Source organism: Pseudoclavibacter sp. CFCC 11306 (assembly GCF_008831235.1).
In the GTDB taxonomy this organism is placed as follows: domain Bacteria; phylum Actinomycetota; class Actinomycetes; order Actinomycetales; family Microbacteriaceae; genus Pseudoclavibacter_A.
Window position 1 is genome coordinate 272319 of record NZ_WBKF01000001.1, and the last position, 16539, is coordinate 288857.

Below are 16539 nucleotides of genomic sequence, written 5' to 3' on the forward strand. Positions count from 1 at the left end.
AGCGCACTTAGACTTGGGGTCATGCGCACTCGGTCTCATTCGGTCTCGCCCGCCAATGCTCCCCAGGCCAAAGACACCTGGTGGGCGGTGGCAGTTCCAGACCTGCTTCGGCGTCTCGGCACTGACGACCCCGTTGCCGGGCTGACCCCCGGGGCCGCCGCGCAGCGTCTCGACACGCGACACACCACAACCGGCGCTGACGCGGGAGCATTTGCCGTCGTTCGGGCAGTGCTGCGACAGTTCAGCAGCCCGATCACGCTCATTCTGCTGGTGGCCGCGGTCATCTCGTTCATCGTGGCCGACGCAGTCGACGGCTTCATCGTGATACTGATCGTGCTCGCCTCAGGTCTGCTCGGCTTCTGGCAGGAGCATCGCGCCGGGAACGCCGTGCGCGAGCTGATGAGTCGAGTCGCGACCACGGCGATCGTCCGACGCGACGGGCGCGACTCTGAAGTGCCGGTCGCGTCGATCGTGCCCGGAGACATCGTCGTGCTCTCGGCCGGATCGCTCATTCCCGCCGACGCCCGTCTGCTTGACGCCGACAGCCTGCTGGTCGACGAGTCGAGCCTCACGGGAGAGACCTTCCCGGTCGAGAAGAACGCCCATGCCGACGTGGCCGCAGACGCCGCGCTCTCGGGTCGTCTCAACGCCGTCTTCCAGGGGTCTCACGTCGTGAGCGGCACCGCGCGTGCTCTCGTCGTGCACACGGGCACGCAGACGGAGTTCGGCCGGCTCTCGGCGCAGCTGACCGGCAGAACCGGGCCGACGCAGTTCCAGCGAGGCATGACGAAGTTCGGCACACTGCTGCTGCGCCTCATGATCGTGCTCACCGTGTTCATCTTCGTCGTGAACTGGGTGCTCGGTCGCGAGGTGCTGGAAGCGCTGATGTTCGCTGTCGCGCTCGCGATCGGGCTGACTCCGCAGATGCTGCCGGCCATCACCTCGGTCAGCCTGGCGACGGGGGCACGCAAGATGGCTCGCCGCAAAGTGATCGTGAAGCGGCTCGACGCCATCGAAGATCTCGGCTCGGTCTCGGTCCTCTGCACAGACAAGACGGGCACCGTGACGATCGGGTCGGCCGGCCTCGACCTCGCGGCCGATCCGTCGGGGCGCTCTGACGAGGCGGTCGGCCGGTTGGCCGTGCTCAACGCCGGGCTGCAGACCGGTTTCGCGAATCCGCTCGATCAGGCGGTGCTCGCCCAGGCCACCGTGCCCCCGAGCGCGCGAGCCGTGGGGGAGCTTCCGTACGACTTCTCACGCAAGCGGCTGAGCGTGCTGGTCGACGGCGTCGACGACGACGGGTCGGCGGCGGATGCCACGGCAGGCGTGGCGCGCGGCCCGCTGCTGGTCTGTAAAGGGGCCTTCGACAAAGTGCTGGACACCTGCGCCACCGTGCGCATCGACGGCCGAGACGAGCCGCTCGACGCCCACCGCAGCGAACTCGACGAACGCTTTCGCGCGCTGAGCGGCGAAGGGTACCGCGTGCTGGGGCTGGCGACGCGTCGAGCCGATGCCGCTGAGCCGGGTGAACACCGGATGACCGCCGACGACGAGCAGGGGCTCACCCTGCGCGGCCTGCTCTGCTTCCATGATCCGATCAAGGCCGATGTGCAGCAGGACATCGCTGCGCTGCGCGACTCCGGCGTGCGCGTCAAAGTCATCACCGGCGACAACCGCTATGCCGCCGGCCACGTGGCCCGTGAGCTTCGGCTCGACGACGACACCGTGCTGACCGGGCCCGAGATCGATCGCATGAGCGACGACGAACTCTCGGCGGCCGTGACCGACACCGACGTCTACGCCGAAGTCGAGCCTGCCCACAAAGCACGTATCGTGCGCACCCTGCGACTGAACCTCGACCGTGGCGACCAGCGCAGCGGGGGAGAGCACGGTGTGGCCTATCTCGGCGACGGCATCAACGACGCACCCGCCCTGCACGCAGCCGATGTCGGCATTTCGGTTGACACCGCGCATCCGGTCGCCCGCGACGCGGCTTCGGTCGTGCTGCTCGACAAGAGTCTCGGGGTGGTCAACGACGGCGTACGACTCGGCAGAGAGACGTTTGCGAACACTCTGAAGTATGTGCGTGTGACGACCAGCGCGAGCTTCGGGAACATGATCTCGATGGCCGTCGCGAGCATCTTCCTGCCGTTTCTGCCGCTGCTGCCCCGTCAGGTTCTGGTGCTGAACTTTCTCACAGACCTGCCCTCGATGGCGATCGCGTCGGATCGCGTCGACGACGAGCTGGTCAGACGCCCCGGTCAGTGGAACATCGCGGCGATCCGCAACTTCATGCTGGTCTTCGGCCTGCTGTCGGCTGCCTTCGACATCATCACCTTCGTCGTGCTGATGCAGGTGTTCCACACCGACGACGTGACGTTCCGCAGCGCCTGGTTCCTCGAATCGACGATCACCGAACTCATCGTGCTCTTCTCCATGCGTTCGGCCCGGCCGCTCTTCCGCACTCGTCCGGGCCGTGGGTTGGTCGTGCTGAGCGTGATCGTGGGCGTGTTCACGCTGTGGGTGCCCTATTCGCCGCTGGCCGGCGTGCTTGGGCTGGATGCGGTCTCGGGGATGCTGATGGCCGCCGTGATCGTGATCTCGCTGGCGTACCTCGCCTGCAACGAACTGCTGAAGCGGCGGTTCATCGAGGCTCTGCATCGCGGATGAACGGCGTCGGCTGTCAGCACGGTATCATCGTCTCGGCCCGATGACCGATACCACTGGTCGGCGGGCCCTGGCCACGAGCCGCCGCAGACCAACCTCCGCACAGTGACGCTGGCGATACCGCCTGTCACTCGTGCGACACCCCCGAAAGCCACTCGTCCATGAGCCCTGAAATCGTCTCAATCCTGCTGCTCGCCGTCATGTTCGTGCTCGCCACGTGGCGAGGCGTCAACATGGGCGTGCTCGGATTCGTCGCCGCGTTCGCCCTCGGATCGACCATGCTCGGCATGGACGTCAAAGAGATCTGGGCGGGGTTCCCCGTCGATCTGTTCGTGTCGCTGTTGGGACTGACGTTCCTGTTCGGCTTCGCGCAGAACAACGGAGCGATCGAAGTGCTCGTCGGCGGCTGTATGAAGCTGATCGGCAGACGTCACCACCTGGCCCCGTGGATCTTCTTCGCGCTCACGGCCGTGCTGATCGCATGCGGCGCGCTGTTCGCCGTCGCGATCATCACTCCGCTGGCGCTGAGCTTCGCCCGGCGAAACCGCATGAATCAGCTGATGATGGGCCTGTTGGTCGTCCACGGCGCCTTGGCCGGAGCCTTCTCTCCGATCAGCGTCTACGGGGTGTTCATCAACGGCTACCTCGAGAAGCAGGGTCTGCCGACCGCTCCGCTCTCGCTCTTCGCCATTCCGTTCGTGCTCAACGTGCTCTTCGCGCTGGTCACCTGGTTCGTGCTGCGCGGGAGAGACGACCCCGAGATGGCAGAGCATGCGACTCGCGCATCCGCTGTGGGCAGCACTGCTGCCGCAGCCGGGGCAGTCACCCGCTCCGGGCGCCTCAACCGGTCTCAGCTGCTCACTCTGACAGGTCTGGCGATCATGGTCGTCCTGGTTCTGATCTTCAACCTCAACATCGGCGTGGTCTGCCTCGGAGTCGGGATCGTGCTGGCCTGCATCAGCCCGTCCGAGGGCACGCAGGCGCTGAAACGCGTCTCATGGTCGGTGCTCGTGCTGATCACCGGGGTGCTGACCTACATCGCCGTGCTCGAGTCGGCCGGCACCGTGGAGTGGGTGTCTGGAGGGATCCAGGCGATCGCGATACCGCTGATCGCGGCGCTGCTGCTCTTCTACCTCGCAGGCTTCGTCTCGGCACTGGCCTCGTCGCTCGGCATCATCGGCGTCGTGATCGCGCTGGCCGTTCCGTTCCTGCAGCAGAGCGAGGTGAGTATCGCCGGATTCGTCGCAGCGCTGGCCTTCTCGGCCACCATCGTCGACATCAGCCCGTTCTCCACCAACGGAGCGATGCTGCTGGCCAACGTGGATGAGAGAATCCGTGACTGGTACTACCGGCGCATGCTGATCTACGCAGGCCTGATGTGTCTCATCGGACCGGCGGTCGGGTGGCTCGTCGCCGCGGTGCCGACGTGGGCGGGCATGCGCTGAGACCCCGACGACTCACCTGATGGTGTCCATGAGTCGGTCGGTGCGTGCGTCGTCCCACTGCACCCCGGAGAGACGCTGCCAGGCCGGAACGGCGCTCGATCCGTAGTTGTGGCCGTAGAGCGCCGGCGCCCAACCCGAGATGAGCATGTCGAGCGTCATCTGCAGATAGGTGACCCCGGGCATCCACGTGAAATACGGGGTGAGCTGCCCCTTCGCCTTCTCGGCGGCCACCCAGTCGGGCTCACGCCAGATCAGACTGCTCTGCCATTTCACCACCGGGTCTGAGACGTTCTGCATGTACATCAGGCGCGGCCGCCCAGCACAGACCGCGTCGATGTCTTCGCGACGCTCGACGAACAGCACCGACTGGCCCTCGGTCTCGACGCAGGGCGATCCGTTGCGCATGGCGGTCATACGCTGGTGCGTCTCGCTGATGCCGGGCGTGCCGGCGAAGACGATGCCGTCAGTGCCCGCCACGAGATCGCTCAGGTCGGGAAAGGCGTTCTGCGTGCCGTACGCACCGAGGCTCTGCGCGTAGACGAAGAGCTTGGGGCGATGACCGGTCTGCGCCTCGTGCCGGTCGACCGCCTCTCGAACGCCGGTGATCAGCGAGCGTGCGGTCTGCTCCACGCGGTCGCGGTCGAAGACGAACGACAGCGCGCTGGGCAGAAACGAGTACTGCATCGATACGGTTGCCACGTCGCCGTTGTAGAGATATTCGAGCGGTCTGGTCGACTGAGTGTCAACCCAGCCGGTGCCGGTGGTGACCACGATCTGCAGGGCCTGACGGTCGAAGGCGTCGGTGCGTTCGAGCTCTTTGACCGCGATGCGAGCCTGTTCCGAGATGTTGTTCGAGAACTCTTTGCCGACGTAGACGCGAATGGGGTCGACCGTCGGCTGTCCCGGGTTGAACGACTGGATCTCGTCGGTGCTCGGGCCGCTCTGCACGAAGGTCTTGCCCGGCCAGCCCAGAGAGTTCCACGAGACGAGGGATGCGTCGCTGCCGGATCGCAGCGGATCGGTCGGCTGTTCGAGCCCGGCGTCACGGTCGTTCTTCGTGGTGTAGAAGCTGTCCATGACGCCGAGGAGTGTGGGGCGCACGCTGGTGTCGAACACCAGGGCCAGCGCCACGACGACCACGACGAAGGCCACCGTGCGGCCGAAGAACGGAGGCATGCGACGTATGCCGCTGCGGTGCATCAGGAAGCGCCAGAACGTGCCGATCGCACGCCGTCCGATTCGGACGATCAGCAGGATGCCCCAGGCGACGGCGATGGTCATGAGCACGATCAGCACGGTCTGACCGATGATCTGCACGAGGCTGAGCTGGGGGCGCGTGAAGCCGCTGAGCGGATACACGCTGTCCTGCCACCAGACATAGATCGACAGCCAGTAGACGTTCACGACCATCACGATCGTGAGGCATGCCAGCGAGACGCGCTGCCCGAGGGCCTTGGACGGGCGCCAGCTGATCAGTGCGCGCACGATATGACCTAGGAGCGTGCCGAGACCGTAGCCGATCACGACGAGGATGCCGCTGATCAGCCCCTGCCAGTACCAGCTGCGAGGCATGAGCGATGGCGTGAGCGACGCCCAGAAGAGGTTCAGCCCGATGACCAGACCGACGAGGTCGAAGTTGCTGCTGAGCACTCGAAAGATCCGCTGCGCGACTTGAGTGAGCGTCTGGCGCGGGGTGGTGGTCACCTCACGAGTGTAGACGTGGCGCGTCATCGCCGAAAACCGGTGGCAGATAGAGAAAACAGTGCCCAAGGTGGGAGTCGAACCCACACGCCCTCTCGGGCAGAGCATTTTGAGTGCCCCGCGTCTGCCATTCCGCCACTTGGGCCAGCATCATCGAAGACCGACCGGTGGTCGGCCGACGACACACGGCCGACGTCATCATACCGTAAGCTAGGCGTGTGAGTGATGAAACCGCAGCCCCCAAACCGATGCGACGCGTGGTCGTCGCCGAAGACGAGTCGCTCATCCGCATGGATATCGTCGACACCCTGCAAGACGCCGGGTTCGACGTCGTCGGCGAGGCCGGCGACGGCGCGAAGGGCCTTGAGCTCGCTCGTGAGCTGAAGCCCGATCTCGTCGTCTTCGATGTCAAGATGCCTGAGATGGACGGCATCACCGCCGCTCAGCACATCACCGACGAGGGCATCGCCCCTGTCGTGCTGCTGACCGCGTTCAGCCAGAAAGAACTCGTCGAGCGGGCCTCCGAGGCGGGCGCGATGGCCTATGTGGTCAAGCCCTTCACCCCGGCAGAGCTGATTCCGGCGATCGAGATCGCACTCTCGCGCCACGCGCAGTTCAAGGCCCTCGAAGACGAAGTCGCCGACATCGTCGAGCGTTTTGAGACCCGCAAACTGCTCGACCGCGCAAAGGGCCTGCTCAACCAGCGCATGGGCATGACCGAGCCCGAGGCCTTTCGCTGGATTCAGAAGGCCAGCATGGATCGTCGCGCCACGATGCGCGAGGTCGCCCAGGCCGTCATCCAGCAGCTCGATCCAGACCATGGCAAAGAGCACGGCAAAGGCGACCACCACGGCAAGGGCGATCACCACGCTTCGAAAAGCGAGCATCCCAAGCCGCACCATGACGACGCCGAATAGCCGCTGACGGTCGCAGACCGATACGCAGACGCCGTCTCAGACAGAGATCAGACAGAGACTCGATCAGACGCCACACCGACATGAACCGGTGTGGCGTCTGTCATCTGCGTCTGTCATCTGCGCTGGGGAGCCGCACCGTCCGCCTCCCCGGTCACGCGTTGCGCAGAAAGTTCGTGATGCGCACCGTCGAGATCAGACGATCCTGCTCGTCGGTGATCGTGATCTCGTGTGTGGTCAGCGTTCCGCCGAGGTGCAGCGCCCGGCAGGTGCCGGTCACCGTGCCGGTGCGCACCGAGCGGGTGTGCGTCGCGTTGATCTCGATGCCCACCGCCACCTTGTCGCGATCGATCGCGTGCACGTTCGCAGCGAACGACCCCAGGGTCTCGCCGAGGGTCACGTAGGCTCCGCCGTTGACGACGCCATAGGGCTGGCGGTTGCCCTCGGCGGGCATCGTGGCCACCGCCTCGTCGGCTGAGAGGCTCACCAATGTGATGCCCAGTTTCTCGGCGAGCTCGCCCAGCGTGCCCCGCTGCTCCAGCAGGCGCCGGGCCGCATCCGTTCGGGCCGCATCGATGATCGACATGTGCACTCCTTCGGGTCTGTGACGTGCGGAATCGCTCGTGCAGCAGAGGATACCCGACGTGGCAGCCCGCATGAGACGAGCACGGCCGCTCCGTGATTCGCCGGGTAAGGTGGTGGGCGTGACTGACACCTCCCGAGACACCCTGATGGTCATCGACGGGCACTCGCTCGCCTTCCGCGCCTTCTACGCTCTGCCGCCCGAGAGCTTCCAGCTTGAGTCGGGCCTGCATACCAACGCCATCCACGGCTTTCTTGGGATGCTGCTGAACCTCCTCGACAAAGAACGTCCGACTCGCATCGCGGTCGCCTTCGACCTCTCGCGTCACTCGTTCCGCACCGAGGAATACCCCGAGTACAAGGGCACGCGCGGCGAGACGCCAGAGGAGTTCAAAGGTCAGGTCGAGCACCTGCAGCAGGTGCTCGAAGCGATGAACATCACGGTCATCACCAAAGAGAACTTCGAGGCCGATGACATCCTCGCCACACTGAGCCTCGTCGCCGAGCAGGCCGGCGAGCGCGTGCTGGTCGTCAGCGGCGACCGCGACACCTTTCAGCTCGTCGACGAGAACGTGACGCTGCTCTACCCGGTCAAAGGCGTCAGCCAGCTGTCCCGCTTCACCCCTGACGCCGTGCACGAGAAGTACGGCGTGCCGCCCGAGCACTACCCAGACATCGCCGCCCTGGTCGGCGAGACCAGCGACAACCTGCCGGGAGTGCCCGGCGTGGGGCCCAAGACCGCGGCCAAATGGATCAACAAGTACGGCGACGTCTACGACATCATCGCCAGCGCAGACGCCATCAAGGGCAAGGTGGGCGAGAGCCTGCGAGCACACATCAGCGACGTCGAGCGCAACCGTCGGCTGAACCGGCTGCGCCGCGATCTCGAGCTGCCCGTCACCCTCGATGATCTCAGAGTGCGTGGCGTCGATCACGAGCGCGTCGAACAGGTCTTCACCGAACTCGAGCTGCGCACCATGAAGGCGCGTGTGCAGGGGCTCGACGGGCAGCTGCACAAGGTCAAGCAGCGTGCGGTGCCGGTCAGCGGCATCGACGCCGGACCGAACGGAGCCGGTGCGAACGCGAGTGCGCCAGCTCAGGCGACCATGGCATCCTCGTTCGGGCAGACGCACAACGGCGGTCTGCCGGTGCCTGTCATCACGGCCGAACCCCCAGTCGCGACCAAGGCCGCCTCGGTGACGGCGCTGCTCGCCTGGGCTGCGTCACTCGGGGCGGATGCCACGGTCGGTCTGGCATTCGAGATCGCAGACGGCGGCCCCATCGCCATGGCGCTCGCCACGGCAGACGAGTCGCGCGTCGCCGCGCTGCCCGACGGCTCTGACACGACGACCCGCGAATCTCTGCATCAGTGGCTGGCAGGCGAGCACCCCAAAGCGGTGCACGGCCTCAAGCAGATGCTGCACGAGCTCGACCGTGCAGGCATCACCGCGCCGCGTGATGCGGCGGAGCGCAGTGTGGGGGAGGCCGTCGGTGGGATCGTGCTCGACTCCGAGCTGGCCTGGTACCTCTTCGACTCGACGCGCAGCGACTACTCGCTGCGCGCGAGCGAAGACCTCTTCTTCACCTCGCAGTTCGAGCACGAGGTCGCCGATGACGCGCTCTTCGACGTTGCGGGCGAGGCAGACGAGGAGGCTTCGTCGAACGCGGACGGCTCAGCGGGCCCGTCGGGGGCAGACCGCGACACCGCGCTCGCCGCATGGCAGACCCTCGTGCTCGGGCGCGAGCTCGTGCGCTCGCTCGACACCACTCGCGGCGGTCAGGTGCTGCGCGACATCGAACTGCCGCTCTCGCCCGTGTTGGCGAAGATGGAGGCGACCGGCATCGCAGTCGACGTCGACGGGCTCGAACAGCTCGGCGACAGCTTCGCCGACAAAGCCCGCGACATCGCCTCAGAGGCCTACAAAGTCATCGGGCACGAGACGAACCTGGCCAGCCCGAAGCAGCTGCAGCAGGTGCTCTTCGACGAGCTGGGCATGCCCAAGACCCGAAAGACGAAGACCGGCTACTCGACCAACCAGGCGGCGCTCACCGCGCTCTACGAGCAGACGCAGCACCCGTTCCTCGAGCTGCTCGCCGCACACCGCGACGCGACCAAGCTCGCCCAGATGGTGGTCAGTCTGCGTCGCACCGTCGCAGACGACGGCCGCATCCACACGACGTATCAGCAGACCGGCACCGCGACCGGCCGCCTGAGCTCGACCGACCCCAATCTGCAGAACATTCCGGTGCGCACCGAAGAGGGGCGGCGCATTCGCGATCAGTTCGTCTCGGCTCCCGAGTACGAGACGCTGATCAGTGCCGACTACTCGCAGATCGAGATGCGCATCATGGCGCACGTCTCGCGCGACGAAGGCCTGATCGAGGCGTTCAACTCGGGTGAGGATCTGCACCGCTACGTGGGGTCGAAGGTGTTCGGCGTGACTCCCGATGAAGTGACTCCCGAGATGCGTTCGAAGGTCAAGGCGATGAGCTATGGGCTCGTCTACGGGCTCAGCGCCTTCGGGCTGGCCAACCAGCTGCGCATCACGCGCGATGAGGCCAAAGATCTGATGTCAGGCTACTTCCGGCGGTTCGGCGGCGTGCGCGACTATCTGCGCAACGTGGTCGAGCAGGCTCGCGTCGATGGCTACACCGAGACGATCTACGGGCGACGTCGCCCCTTCGGCGACCTGCACTCGCGTGACCGTCGGGTGCGCGACAATGCCGAGCGCGCCGCTCTCAACGCGCCCATTCAGGGCAGCGCCGCCGACATCATCAAGCTCGCCATGCTGGCCGTCGACCGACGTCTCGCGACGCAGGGGCTGCGCTCGCGGCTGCTGCTGCAGGTGCATGACGAACTCATCCTCGAAGTGGCCGACGGCGAGCTGGAGGCCGTCCGCGATCTCGTCACCGACGCGATGGGAAACGCGGCCAGCCTCGATGTGCCGCTCGACGTGCACATCGGCACCGGCACCAGCTGGAACAAGGCCGCGCACTGATGAAGGTCTCACTCGCCACTCGTGTCGGCGATCTCGCCGAAGAGCAGATCGTCGCGATTCTGCGTCAGGCGTACCCGGCGGGGGAGCACCCGACCGAGGTCGAGAACGACGACGCCGCGGTCATCACGGTGACCCCCGGGCTGCGCCTGGTCACTTCGAGCGACATGCTGATCGAGCACGAAGACTTCGTCTTCCCCGAGTTCAGCGCGTACGACGTCGGCTGGAAGACCGCAGCGGTCAATCTCTCGGACATCGGGGCGATGGGCGCACAGCCGACCGGGCTGGTGATGGCTCTGGGGCTCGGACACGATGCGACCGTTGCCGACCTCATCGGGTATGCGCGAGGTGTGCGCGACGCCGTGGACGAACTCGCTCCACAGGTGTCGATCTGGGGCGGCGACCTCTCACACGCCCGCCTGTTCACCTCGCAGGCGACGAGCTACGGCGAGGTGGCTGAGCCCGTGACCCGCGGCGGCGCGCTGCTCGGCGACGTCGTCGCCTATGCCGGTCTGCTCGGGTTCGCGGCCGCCGGTCTGCGCATTCTGATGGGCGAGCGCACAGACGATCCTGACCTGCGCGGCCTCGAGCGCACCGGCGCGATTCAGCATGCGGTGGATGCCCAGCTGCGTCCGCACCCTCCGGTCTCGCTGGGTGCGCGTGCGGCTGCGTACGGCGCGCACTCTCTCATCGATGTGTCAGACGGGCTCGCGCGCGACGCCGCCAGAATCGCCGCTGCGTCCGACGTCACCCTCGACTTCGTCTCGGGCGCGCTGGCTGGGCGCTGCGCCGATCTCGGCTGGACGCGTCACACTCTCGGGGTCGACCCGTGGGAGCTCGTCATGGCAGGAGGGGAGGACTTCGGCCTGCTCGGCACGTTCGCGGCAGACGCCGCGCTGCCCGAAGGCTTCGAGGCGGTGGGCACCGTGATCGAACGCGGCGAACACGGCGTGCTGCTCAGCGGTCGACCCACGGAGTACTTGGGCTTCGACCACTTTCGACACAGCTGAGGTCAGCCTGGAGAACTGCGGCGTGTCGCGGGTGATGTGTTTGCCAGGTGCTTATCAGACCCGGTATTGTTGCACAATGGATCATGCTCAAGCCGAGTGCGGTCCACACCAACATCCATCGTCGGGAGCAGTAGAGTGCGGCCAATGCCGAGCTCGCCCGACCTGAGCAGCACACGCACTGGAGTACCCACTCAATGTCAACTGAAATCGACCAGAAGGCCCCCGAGCAGATCGCCGTCAACGACATCGGCTCATCAGAGGACTTCCTGGCAGCGGTCGAAAAGACGCTGAAATTCTTCAATGACGGCGACCTCATCACAGGCACCGTCGTCAAGATCGACCGCGACGAGGTACTCCTCGATGTCGGCTACAAGACCGAGGGTGTCATTCCCTCACGCGAGCTCTCGATCAAGCATGACGTCGATCCCGACGAGGTCGTCAAGGTCGGCGACGAGGTCGAGGCGCTGGTTCTTCAGAAAGAAGACAAAGAAGGCCGCCTCATCCTGTCGAAGAAGCGTGCGCAGTACGAGCGCGCCTGGGGCGACGTCGAGAAGATCAAGGAAGCTGACGGTGTCGTCAAGGGCACGGTCATCGAGGTCGTCAAGGGCGGCCTGATCGTCGACATCGGCCTGCGTGGCTTCCTGCCCGCATCGCTGATTGAGCTGCGCCGAGTGCGCGACCTGACGCCGTACCTGGGCCAGGAGCTCGAGGCCAAGATCCTTGAGCTCGACAAGAACCGCAACAACGTGGTGCTGTCGCGTCGTGCTCTGCTCGAAGAGACCCAGTCGGCCACCCGCACCTCGTTCCTCAACGAGCTGCGCCCGGGCCAGATTCGCAAGGGCGTCGTCTCGTCGATCGTCAACTTCGGCGCATTCGTCGACCTCGGCGGCGTCGACGGCCTCGTGCACGTCTCGGAGCTCAGCTGGAAGCACATCGAGCACGCGTCAGACGTGGTCAAGGTCGGCCAGGAGGTCACCGTCGAGGTGCTCTCCGTCGAGCGTGACCGCGAGCGCGTCTCGCTGTCTCTCAAGGCGACGCAGGAAGATCCGTGGCAGGTCTTCGCCCGCACCCACGCCATCGGCCAGCTGGCCCCCGGCAAGGTCACCAAGCTCGTTCCGTTCGGCGCGTTTGTGCGTGTCGCCGACGGCATCGAGGGCCTGGTGCACATCTCGGAGCTCTCGAACCGCCACATCGACCTCGCCGAGCAGGTCGTGCAGGTCGGCCAGGAGGTCTTCGTGCGCATCATCGACATCGACCTCGACCGTCGTCGCATCTCGCTGTCGCTCAAGCAGGCCAACGAGGGCATCGATCCCGAGTCGACCGACTTCGATCCCGCGCTGTACGGCATGGTGACCGAGTACGACGAGCAGGGCAACTACAAGTACCCCGAAGGCTTCGACCCCGAGACCAACGAGTGGAAGCCCGGCTTCGAAGAGGCCCGCGAGAAGTGGGAGCAGGAGTACGCCAAGGCTCAGGCTCTGTGGGAGGCTCACAAGAAGCAGGTCGCCGAGCAGAACGCCAAGGAGTCCGAGGCCGGCTTCGGCGCAAGCGAGTCGACTTCGGCGACTTCGTACAGCTCGAACGAGCACGAGGGCACGCTGGCTGACGACGCGTCGCTCGCCGCGCTCAAGGAGCAGCTCGAACAGCACTGAGTTCGTCGGAGCGTCTGAGACGCAGCGGCCTGTGCCGTTGCACTGAGATGTTCCGAGAGTTCTGACAGACCGCCCCGCATACCGTTCTTCGGTGTGCGGGGCGGTCTTCTGCGTACTGGCGTCACTCTGCGGTGACCGTCACTCCGGTGTGCGAGTGCGGGCGCGTGAACTGTGACGAGGGGCGTCCTGCGACGGTGCGCCTGCGGCGGCAGAGGGATGGGAGCGCCCCTGGTCGAGCCCGTGTTCGAGCCCGTGGCTGGGGTCGCGGGCGATACAGTGGACACATGCCAACTGTCATCGCACTCACTGGTGGAATCGCTGCAGGCAAGTCGACTGTGGCCGGCATCTTCGCCCGACAAGGCGCCCGTGTGATCGACGCCGACAAGGTGTCGCGCGAGGTCGTCGAACCCGGACAGCCCGCTCTGCACGAGATTCACGAGACGTTCGGCGACGAGGTGATGAACCCCGACGGCACCCTGAACCGCAAGGCATTGGCCGAACAGGTCTTCAACGACCCCGCGAAGCTCGCGCAGCTGAACGCCATCGTGCACCCACGGGTGCGCGACCGCGTGGCCGAGCGAATCGCCGGGGCTCCGGACGAGTCGATCGTGATCTACGACGTGCCTCTGCTCGTCGAAGCCGACCTGCCCCAGCCATTCGACGCCGTGGTGACCGTCAGCGCTCCGGAACAGACTCGGATCGATCGTCTGATCGCCGAACGTGCGTACACCGTCGTCGAGGCGTCTCAGCGGGTCGCCGCACAGGTCAGCGACGAAGAGCGTGAGGCGATCGCCGACTTCGTGGTCGACGCCTCCGGAACGATCGCCGACACCGAGCGCAACGCTCTGCAGATCTGGCACCAGATGGCAGCGGCATACCTCTGATCGGTCGGCGGCATCGTCGCTGACAAAGCCGAAGGGCTCCGCTACCATTGAGGCCATGAGCACCACATTCACACAAGACATCGAGGCCGAGCGTTTCGTTCTGCGCGATGAAGACGGTGCACTGCTCAGCGCAGTCGACTATTCCATCAACCGACAGTCCGTCATCGCGCTGACCCATGTCTTCACGCCGCCGGCGCTGCGCGGTCATGGCTATGCGGGCCAGGCAGTCGAACAGGCCGTCACTCTGATCAGCCAGCAGGGCGGGCTGCGCATCCGACCCACCTGCTGGTATGCGGCGCGGTGGTTCGAGCGACATCCCGAGTGGAATTCGATTCTCGCCGACTGAGGACGTCCATTCGAACATAGGTTCGATATCAGGCGACTCTGCGACTAGACTGTAACCGTGCAGCCGACCCGTGAAGTACGACCGTTCGAGGTCGTCAGCCCCTATCAGCCCTCCGGCGATCAGCCTCAAGCGATCGATCAGCTCGAGCATCGTCTTCGCGATGGCGAGCGCGATGTCGTGCTGCTCGGCGCGACCGGTACGGGCAAGTCGGCGACGACTGCATGGCTCATCGAACGAGTGCAGCGTCCCACACTCGTGCTCGCGCACAATAAGACGCTGGCCGCTCAGCTCGCCAACGAGTTTCGCGAGCTGCTGCCGAACAACGCCGTCGAGTACTTCGTGTCGTATTACGACTACTACCAGCCTGAGGCCTACGTTCCCCAGACCGATACCTTCATCGAGAAAGACTCATCGGTCAACGCCGAGGTCGAACGTCTGCGTCACTCGGCCACGCGCTCACTGCTGAGCAGGCGTGACGTGATCGTGGTCTCGACGGTGTCGTGCATCTACGGTCTGGCCACCCCTGACGAATACCTGCAGGCGATGCTGTCGCTGCACGTGGGCGACCGCATCGACCGCGACGAGCTGATTCATCGATTTCTCGATATGCAGTACAAGCGCAATGACGTCGAGTTCGTGCGCGGCAACTTCCGCGTGCGCGGTGACACCATCGAGATCATCCCGGTCTATGACGAGCAGGCGATGCGCATCGAGCTCTTCGGCGACGAGATCGAGTCGCTCTCGTCGCTGCATCCGCTGACCGGCGAGATATTGAAGAGCGAAGACACAGTCGCGATCTTCCCTGCATCGCACTACGTCGCCAGCGACCAGACGATGCGTCGCGCCATCGGCGAGATCCAGGACGATCTCGATGTGCGGCTGCACGAATTCGAGAAGCAGAACAAGCTGCTCGAGGCCCAGCGTCTGAAGATGCGCACCAGCTACGACCTCGAGATGCTCGAGCAGATCGGGTTCTGCAGCGGCATCGAGAACTACTCCCGCTATATCGACGGTCGTGCCCCTGGAGAGCCTCCGCACTGCCTGCTCGACTACTTTCCCGACGACTTTCTGACCGTCATCGACGAGTCTCACGTCACCGTGCCGCAGATCGGGGGCATGTACGAAGGCGATGCCTCGCGCAAGCGCACGCTCGTCGAGCACGGCTTCCGCCTGCCCAGCGCCATGGACAACCGACCGCTGCGGTGGAGCGAGTTCGAAAACCGCGTCGGGCAGACCGTCTACCTCTCGGCCACCCCAGGGCAGTACGAGCTGTCGCACGCCGACGGCGTCGTCGAGCAGATCATCCGCCCCACCGGCCTGCTCGATCCGCTCGTCGTGGTCAAACCCTCCAAGGGACAGATCGACGACCTGCTCGAACAGATCAGGCAGCGCGTTGACCGCAGCGAACGCGTGCTCGTCACCACGCTGACCAAGAAGATGTCCGAAGACCTCACCGAGTTCCTCGCAGACAACGGCGTGCGCGTCGAGTACCTGCACTCCGACGTCGACACGCTGCGCCGCGTCGAGCTGCTCACCGAACTGCGCCGAGGCACCTTCGACGTGCTCGTCGGCATCAACCTGCTGCGCGAGGGGCTCGACCTTCCCGAGGTCAGCCTCGTAGCGATCCTCGATGCCGACAAAGAGGGGTTCCTGCGTTCGACCACCTCACTGGTGCAGACGATCGGTCGAGCCGCACGAAACGTCAGCGGCGAGGTGCACATGTATGCCGACACCGTCACCGACTCGATGCGTCGAGCCATCGATGAGACGAATCGGCGGCGCGAGATCCAGAAGCAGTACAACGACGACCACGGCATCGACCCGCAGCCGCTGCGAAAGAAGATCGCCGACATCACCGACCAGATCATCCGCGAAGACCAAGACACCCAAGAGCTCATGTCGGGTCACGGTCGCAAAGGCCGAGGCGCGGCGGCAAAACACGGCCGCGGCCATCAGAAGACCGCCGACGCCGTCGGGGTCGAGACCACGATCGGCTCCACCGGAGACGCAGGCCCGGCCCCCCGATTCGAAGACGCCCACGGCGTCGAAGAGCTCTCGAAGCTGGCGGCCGAGCTCAACGAGCAGATGCTTCAGGCAGCCAAAGAGCTGCAGTTCGAACTGGCGGCACGCCTGCGCGATGAGCTCAAAGACGTGAAGAGCGAACTGCGCAGTGTGCAGAAAGCCGATCTCCGATGAGTGTGCCCCGCTCCGGCATCCGCACTCAGCGCAACACGGCATGAGTGCGCGCACGACGCCAGAACCATACGACTCCGACATCCCCCAGCACCGACGACCTCACGAAGAAGATCATCATGACGCACCAGGCCAGCAGCACCGCGCAG

At 65.4% G+C, this 16539-nt stretch carries 11 protein-coding genes and 1 tRNA gene; 9 read left to right on the forward strand and 3 right to left on the reverse strand.

Going from position 1 to position 16539, the window contains the following annotated elements:
* The first annotated feature begins 21 nt into the window (after nt 1-21).
* Together mgtA and F8O09_RS01190 are read left to right on the forward strand one after the other, a co-directional pair.
* Entirely contained in the window at nt 22-2670 is a 2649-nt protein-coding gene (gene mgtA, locus F8O09_RS01185; protein ID WP_158053661.1) for a magnesium-translocating P-type ATPase, read from the forward strand.
* 158 nt (nt 2671-2828) lie between these two features.
* On the forward strand, nt 2829-4112 hold the full coding sequence (locus tag F8O09_RS01190) for an SLC13 family permease (protein WP_158053662.1): 1284 nt from the start codon (nt 2829-2831) through the stop codon (nt 4110-4112).
* Between the two features lie 12 nt (nt 4113-4124).
* Here the strand turns inward: F8O09_RS01190 and F8O09_RS10380 are convergent, their stop codons facing one another.
* Nucleotides 4125-5816, reverse strand: a complete 1692-nt coding sequence (locus F8O09_RS10380) for an alpha/beta-hydrolase family protein (protein WP_192497507.1) — start codon at nt 5814-5816, stop codon at nt 4125-4127.
* Between the two features lie 59 nt (nt 5817-5875).
* Nucleotides 5876-5958 (reverse strand) — tRNA-Leu (locus F8O09_RS01205).
* Nucleotides 5959-6061: 103 nt separating this feature from the next.
* On the opposite strand from F8O09_RS01205, the gene F8O09_RS01210 reads away from it, so the two are divergent.
* Entirely contained in the window at nt 6062-6730 is a 669-nt protein-coding gene (locus F8O09_RS01210) for an ANTAR domain-containing response regulator (protein WP_158038226.1), read from the forward strand.
* A gap of 151 nt (nt 6731-6881) precedes the next feature.
* On the opposite strand, the gene F8O09_RS01215 is transcribed toward F8O09_RS01210, so the two are convergent.
* A complete protein-coding gene (locus tag F8O09_RS01215) occupies nt 6882-7313 on the reverse strand; it encodes a PaaI family thioesterase (RefSeq protein WP_158053664.1) in 432 nt (143 codons plus the stop codon).
* A gap of 145 nt (nt 7314-7458) precedes the next feature.
* On the opposite strand from F8O09_RS01215, the gene polA reads away from it, so the two are divergent.
* The 6 genes from polA to uvrB all read left to right on the forward strand — a co-directional run bounded on the left by polA (nt 7459) and on the right by uvrB (nt 16393).
* On the forward strand, nt 7459-10308 hold the full coding sequence (gene polA / locus F8O09_RS01220) for a DNA polymerase I (RefSeq protein WP_158054408.1): 2850 nt from the start codon (nt 7459-7461) through the stop codon (nt 10306-10308).
* The gene (locus F8O09_RS01225) at nt 10308-11315 is read left to right on the forward strand and encodes a thiamine-phosphate kinase (RefSeq protein WP_158053665.1); all 1008 of its coding nucleotides are present in this window, start codon (nt 10308-10310) and stop codon (nt 11313-11315) included. The genes polA and F8O09_RS01225 overlap by 1 nt, the downstream gene beginning before the upstream one ends.
* A gap of 194 nt (nt 11316-11509) precedes the next feature.
* Nucleotides 11510-12967 (forward strand): 30S ribosomal protein S1, encoded by a 1458-nt coding sequence (gene rpsA, locus F8O09_RS01230; protein WP_158031534.1) that lies wholly within the window; start codon nt 11510-11512, stop codon nt 12965-12967.
* A gap of 284 nt (nt 12968-13251) precedes the next feature.
* Complete coding sequence (coaE, locus tag F8O09_RS01235) at nt 13252-13851, forward strand: dephospho-CoA kinase (RefSeq protein WP_158031533.1); 600 nt, start codon at nt 13252-13254, stop codon at nt 13849-13851.
* Between the two features lie 55 nt (nt 13852-13906).
* Complete coding sequence (locus tag F8O09_RS01240) at nt 13907-14197, forward strand: GNAT family N-acetyltransferase (RefSeq protein WP_158031532.1); 291 nt, start codon at nt 13907-13909, stop codon at nt 14195-14197.
* A gap of 57 nt (nt 14198-14254) precedes the next feature.
* Nucleotides 14255-16393 carry an excinuclease ABC subunit UvrB gene (uvrB, locus tag F8O09_RS01245; RefSeq protein ID WP_158053666.1) on the forward strand — a complete coding sequence of 713 codons (2139 nt, stop codon included), beginning with the start codon at nt 14255-14257 and terminating at the stop codon, nt 16391-16393.
* Nucleotides 16394-16539: the final 146 nt, after the last annotated feature.

What these genes read in the sequence shown, in the direction of transcription:
- F8O09_RS01215 (WP_158053664.1), bottom strand. Translation starts at nt 7,313, where the DNA reads ATGTCGATCATCGATGCGGCCCGAACGGATGCGGCCCGGCGCCTGCTG.
- F8O09_RS01225 (WP_158053665.1), top strand. Translation starts at nt 10,308, where the DNA reads ATGAAGGTCTCACTCGCCACTCGTGTCGGCGATCTCGCCGAAGAGCAG.
- coaE (WP_158031533.1), top strand. Translation starts at nt 13,252, where the DNA reads ATGCCAACTGTCATCGCACTCACTGGTGGAATCGCTGCAGGCAAGTCG.
- mgtA (WP_158053661.1), top strand. Translation starts at nt 22, where the DNA reads ATGCGCACTCGGTCTCATTCGGTCTCGCCCGCCAATGCTCCCCAGGCC.
- rpsA (WP_158031534.1), top strand. Translation starts at nt 11,510, where the DNA reads ATGTCAACTGAAATCGACCAGAAGGCCCCCGAGCAGATCGCCGTCAAC.
- polA (WP_158054408.1), top strand. Translation starts at nt 7,459, where the DNA reads ATGGTCATCGACGGGCACTCGCTCGCCTTCCGCGCCTTCTACGCTCTG.
- F8O09_RS01240 (WP_158031532.1), top strand. Translation starts at nt 13,907, where the DNA reads ATGAGCACCACATTCACACAAGACATCGAGGCCGAGCGTTTCGTTCTG.
- F8O09_RS01210 (WP_158038226.1), top strand. Translation starts at nt 6,062, where the DNA reads ATGCGACGCGTGGTCGTCGCCGAAGACGAGTCGCTCATCCGCATGGAT.
- F8O09_RS01190 (WP_158053662.1), top strand. Translation starts at nt 2,829, where the DNA reads ATGAGCCCTGAAATCGTCTCAATCCTGCTGCTCGCCGTCATGTTCGTG.